Annotated in this window: 4 protein-coding genes and 2 tRNA genes; 3 read left to right on the forward strand and 3 right to left on the reverse strand. The window is 72.9% G+C overall.

The genetic code is table 11. The features are described from left to right. Positions 1-30 precede the first annotated feature (30 nt). The 3 genes from epsC to ACFQ80_RS22440 all read right to left on the reverse strand — a co-directional run bounded on the left by epsC (position 31) and on the right by ACFQ80_RS22440 (position 2,253). A complete protein-coding gene (epsC, locus tag ACFQ80_RS22430) occupies positions 31-642 on the reverse strand; it encodes a serine O-acetyltransferase EpsC (RefSeq protein WP_430549944.1) in 612 nt (203 codons plus the stop codon). 79 nt (positions 643-721) lie between these two features. Next, the gene (cysK, locus tag ACFQ80_RS22435; protein ID WP_430549816.1) at positions 722-1,657 is read right to left on the reverse strand and encodes a cysteine synthase A; all 936 of its coding nucleotides are present in this window, start codon (positions 1,655-1,657) and stop codon (positions 722-724) included. Between the two features lie 525 nt (positions 1,658-2,182). Then, positions 2,183-2,253 (reverse strand) — tRNA-Gly (locus tag ACFQ80_RS22440). A gap of 148 nt (positions 2,254-2,401) precedes the next feature. Between ACFQ80_RS22440 and ACFQ80_RS22445 the strand changes: the two genes are divergently transcribed. From ACFQ80_RS22445 to tig, 3 genes are all read left to right on the forward strand, one after another. Then, positions 2,402-2,475 (forward strand) — tRNA-Pro (locus ACFQ80_RS22445). 129 nt (positions 2,476-2,604) lie between these two features. After that, a complete protein-coding gene (locus tag ACFQ80_RS22450) occupies positions 2,605-3,120 on the forward strand; it encodes a DUF4190 domain-containing protein (protein WP_430565194.1) in 516 nt (171 codons plus the stop codon). 221 nt (positions 3,121-3,341) lie between these two features. Beyond that, complete coding sequence (gene tig / locus ACFQ80_RS22455; protein ID WP_430565195.1) at positions 3,342-4,712, forward strand: trigger factor; 1,371 nt, start codon at positions 3,342-3,344, stop codon at positions 4,710-4,712. Positions 4,713-4,770 lie beyond the last annotated feature (58 nt).

Raw genomic sequence — 4,770 nt, forward strand, 5'->3', positions numbered from 1 at the left:
GTGGGCGCACGGGCCGCGGCTGCGGGCCGCTCAGATGACGTACTCGAGCAGCTCCGAGGCGTCCTCGACGTGCTGGCCGTGGTCGGGCCGGTGACCGGGCGTGCGCGCGTGCGCGGGCACCCCGACGGCGACCATGCCGTTCGGCACGTCGCGGGTCACGACCGCGTTCGCGCCGATCTGCGCGTCGTCGCCGATCCACAGCGGGCCGAGGATCTTGGCGCCGGCGCCCACCATGACCCGGTCGCCCAGGGTGGGGTGCCGCTTGCCCCGGGTCATCGAGCGGCCGCCCAGGGTGGAGCCGTGGAACAGCACGCAGTCGTTGCCGACCACCGCCGTCTGCCCGATCACCACGCCCATGCCGTGGTCGATGAAGAGCCGCCGCCCGATCCGCGCGCCGGGGTGGATCTCGATCCCGGTCACCCACCGGGCGGCCTGCGACAGCAGGCGCGCCGGCAGGCGCAGGCCGGGCCGGTGCCACATGCGGTGGGACACCCGGTGCGCCCACACGGCGTGCACTCCCGGGTAGCCCAGCGCGACCTCGAACCGGGAGCGCGCCGCCGGGTCGTGCGCGTGCGCCGCCTCGAGGTCCTCGGCGAGGATCTCGACCAGGTGGCGCAGGCCCGGGCGGTGCCCGGCCGGCATCGGGTGGTCGACGTCGCCGTCGAGGTCCTCGTGGGCGGCCCCGGCGGCGGCGGTCGGAGCGGTGCGGCGGCTCGTCACGTCAGTCCAGCAGGTCCGAGTACAGGATCGTGGACAGGTACCGCTCGCCGAAGTCGGGGATGACGACCACGATCAGCTTCCCGGCATTCTCGGGCCGCTTCGCGACCTCGAGCGCCCCGGCGATCGCGGCGCCCGAGGAGATGCCGACCAGGAGGCCCTCCTCCTTCGCGGCGCGGCGGGCGAGCTCGACCGACGTCTCGGCGTCGACGTCGAGCACCTCGTCGTAGACGGAGGTGTCGAGGATCTCCGGGACGAAGTTGGCGCCCAGGCCCTGGATCTTGTGCGGGCCGGGGGTCCCGCCGTTGAGGATGGGCGACTCGGCGGGCTCGACCGCGACGATCCGGATCTCGGGCTTGCGCTCCTTGAGGACCTGGCCGACGCCCGTGATGGTGCCGCCGGTACCGATGCCGGAGACGACCACGTCGACCTCGCCGTCGGTGTCGGCCCAGATCTCCTCGGCCGTGGTCTCGCGGTGCACCTTCGGGTTGGCCTCGTTGGCGAACTGGCGGGCGAGGATCGCGCCCGGCCGCTCGGCGGCGATCTTCTCCGCCGCGGCGACGGCGCCCTTCATGCCCTCCGCGCCCGGCGTGAGCACGAGCTCCGCGCCGTACGCGCGCAGCAGGGCGCGACGCTCCTTCGACATCGTCTCCGGCATCGCGAGCACGACCTTGTAGCCGCGTGCGGCGCCGACCCAGGCGAGCGCGATGCCGGTGTTGCCCGAGGTGCCCTCGACGATGGTGCCGCCCGGCTGCAGGTCGCCGGAGGCCTCCGCGGCGTCGATGATCGAGACGCCGATGCGGTCCTTCACGGAGTTGGCGGGGTTGTAGAACTCGAGCTTCGCGACGACCGTCGCGTCGAGGCCGGCGGCGAGACGGTTCAGCCGGACGAGCGGGGTGCGGCCGATGAGCTTCGTCGCGTCGTCGTAGATGCGTGCCATGGGGTGTTCCTTCTCGAGGAGTGCGTGCGGGCGAGGTGGTGCGGGTGCGCCGTCGCGTGCGGTGCGGGCCCCCGAGCAGGTGCTCGGAGGGCGCGGCGCAGGGGCGTCGGCGAGGTCGGTGCGAGCGCCGCACGGTCGTCGGGGACCCGCCGTCGGGCGGGTCGGACGTGACGTGGACGCTCTATCGACAGCATCGCGGCGTCGTCGCCGCGGCGCACGCCGGGGTGCGGAGCGCCGACGCCGGCACCGTCCTCCGGTGGGACGAGAGGGCGGTCGAGGGGGCGACGCGGCGGACGTTCGTCATGCCGGCCCTCCTCGTGATGCTTCGTGTTGCTTCGGGGTGCTGCTGCCGTGTGGTCGCGCCTGTCGCAGGCTGCGGCGCCGAGCCTAACCAGGACGCGACCGATCGACAAGGAGCATCTCATCCATCGGCGTCGTCGATCGGTCGGGAGACACCTGTCCCCTGGGTCGCGGACGGGTCGCGGACGGGCCGCGAAGGGGAAGGAGGGGGAGAGGAGGCAGGGGAGCGGGCGACGGGAATCGAACCCGCGTAGCCAGTTTGGAAGACTGGGGCTCTACCATTGAGCTACGCCCGCACGGCCACCCCGCGACATCGTCGCCGGGTGGGAACGCGGGCCAACCCTAGCAAAGCCGCGGGGGCGCACGGACCCGTCGACGCACGTCGGGGGCTCGCCGCCGGACGGCGGCACTACACTGACCGAGGCCCCGCCCGACGGCGGGCCGCGGGGTGTGGCGCAGCTTGGTAGCGCATCTGCTTTGGGAGCAGAGGGTCGCTGGTTCGAATCCAGTCACCCCGACAGCGGCACAGGGCGGACGTCGTGGTTCGTCGCGGCTCGCCCGTGGATCGGCCCGCGCTCGGCGTGCCGATCTGGAAGGATCGGCCCCCGATCGCCGACGGACGGCGACCGACGTGCGAGGAGAACCTGATGACCACCCCGGACCCCTACACGCCAGGCACGCCCGAGCCGGGTGCGACGCCCCCCGGCGGCACCGAGCCGCAGCAGCCCGCCCCGGGTCAGCCGGCGCCGGGCCAGGCCTACCCCGCCCAGCCGGCCGGCGGGCAGGCGTACCCCGCCGCTCCGCAGGCGCCCGGCCAGGCGTACCCCGCCGCGCCGCCGGCGGGGCAGTACGCGCCGGCCTACGGCCAGCCGCCGCAGAACCCGGGCAAGACGCTGGGCATCGTCGGCCTGGTGCTCGGCTTCTTCGGGCCCCTGTCGATCGTCGGCCTGATCCTGTCGATCGTCGGCCTCGTGAAGTCGCGCAAGGTGGGCCAGCCGAACGGCGTCGCCATCGCCGGCATCATCGTGAGCGCCCTCGTGCTCCTCGGGACGATCATCCTGGCCGTGGTGCTGGGCGTGGCGGCGAGCCACCTGATCGAGGTCTGCGGCGACCTCGGGCCGGGCGTGCACGACGTCAACGGCATCACCTACACCTGCTCCTGATCGTCCGCGCCCGATCCTCTGCCAGGACGTACCCGGCGAGGGTCGCCCGGGACGCGCGTCGTCGTGACGCGGGCGTCCCCGGGCGGCCCTCGCCGTGGCGTAGGATGGACGGGTTGCCCGTACGCCCGTCGTACGGTCCCCGCACCCCGCGCCGCAGCAACCAGGCCGGCTCGCGCCGGTGAGACGCGCGCGCAGCACCCGAACCGTTGGAGACCATCGAAGTGAAGAGCGCCGTCGAGACCCTGGAGCCCACCAAGGTCAAGCTGACCGTCGAGGTGGAGTACGACGAGCTCAAGCCGAGCATCGACCACGCGTACAAGCACATCGCCGAGCAGGTGAACATCCCCGGGTTCCGCAAGGGCAAGGTTCCCCCGCGCATCATCGACCAGCGCGTCGGCTGGGGTGCGGTCGTCGAGCACGCCGTGAACGACGCTCTGTCGAACTTCTACCGCGACGCCGTCACGGCCGAGTCGCTGCGCCCCCTGGGCCAGCCCGAGGTCGAGGTGACCGAGGTCCCCGCCAAGGCCGGCGAGGGCCAGCTCGCGTTCACCGCCGAGGTCGAGGTCCGGCCCGAGATCACCCTCCCGGAGCTGTCCGGCATCGACATCACGGTGGACTCCACCGAGGTGACCGACGAGGACGTCACCGAGCGCCTCGACGCGCTGCGCGAGCGCTTCGGCACCCTCGTGGGCGTCGACCGTCCCGCCGTCGAGGGCGACTACGTCGTCATCGACCTCAACGCCGTCATCGGCGACGAGGAGATCGACTCGGTCTCCGGCGTCTCCTACCAGATCGGCGCCGGCAACATGCTGGACGGCCTGGACGAGGCCCTCACCGGCCTGTCGACGGACGAGACCACGACCTTCGCCACGAAGCTCGCCGGCGGCGAGCACGAGGGCGAGGAGGCGCAGGTCACCGTCACGGCCACGGCCGTCAAGGAGCGCGACCTGCCGACGCCGGACGACGACTTCGCCCAGCTCGCCTCGGAGTTCGACACGCTCGAGGAGCTGACGGCGGACCTGCGCGAGCAGGTCGCGTCGATCAAGACGTCGAACCAGGCCGTCGCCGCCCGCGACCTGCTGCTGGAGAAGCTGCTCGAGGCCGTCGAGGTCCCGGTGCCGTCCGGTGCCGTCGAGGCCGAGGTGCACCGCCACCTGGAGTCGGAGAACCGTCTCGAGGACGACGAGCACCGCGCCGAGGTCACCGAGGACGCCACCAAGGCCCTCAAGAACCAGATCCTGCTGGACACGCTGGCCGAGAAGCTCGAGGTCCAGGTCGGCCAGGGCGAGCTCGTCGAGTACCTGGTCCAGGCGTCGCAGCAGTACGGCATGGACCCGAACCAGTTCATCTCGACCCTGGACCAGGGCGGCCAGATCCCCGCCATGGTCGGTGAGGTCGCGCGCTCCAAGGCCCTCGCGGTCGCGCTGCGCGACATCGAGGTCAAGGACTCCGACGGCAACGTCGTCGACCTGGCCGAGTTCATCGGCACCGAGGAGGAGGACGCCGCGGCCGCCGAGGTCGAGGGGTCCGCCGACGACGCCACGTCCGAGGAGCCGACGGAGGAGACCTCCGAGGAGACGGCCAAGGCCTGACCCCGGACCGCCCGGACACCCACGCCGGCCCGCACCGTCCCCCCGGACGGTGCGGGCC

This window comes from Isoptericola sp. NPDC056578 (assembly GCF_042793275.1).
Classification (GTDB): domain Bacteria; phylum Actinomycetota; class Actinomycetes; order Actinomycetales; family Cellulomonadaceae; genus Isoptericola.

What these genes read in the sequence shown, in the direction of transcription:
- epsC (WP_430549944.1), bottom strand. Translation starts at nt 642, where the DNA reads ATGCCGGCCGGGCACCGCCCGGGCCTGCGCCACCTGGTCGAGATCCTC.
- cysK (WP_430549816.1), bottom strand. Translation starts at nt 1,657, where the DNA reads ATGGCACGCATCTACGACGACGCGACGAAGCTCATCGGCCGCACCCCG.
- ACFQ80_RS22450 (WP_430565194.1), top strand. Translation starts at nt 2,605, where the DNA reads ATGACCACCCCGGACCCCTACACGCCAGGCACGCCCGAGCCGGGTGCG.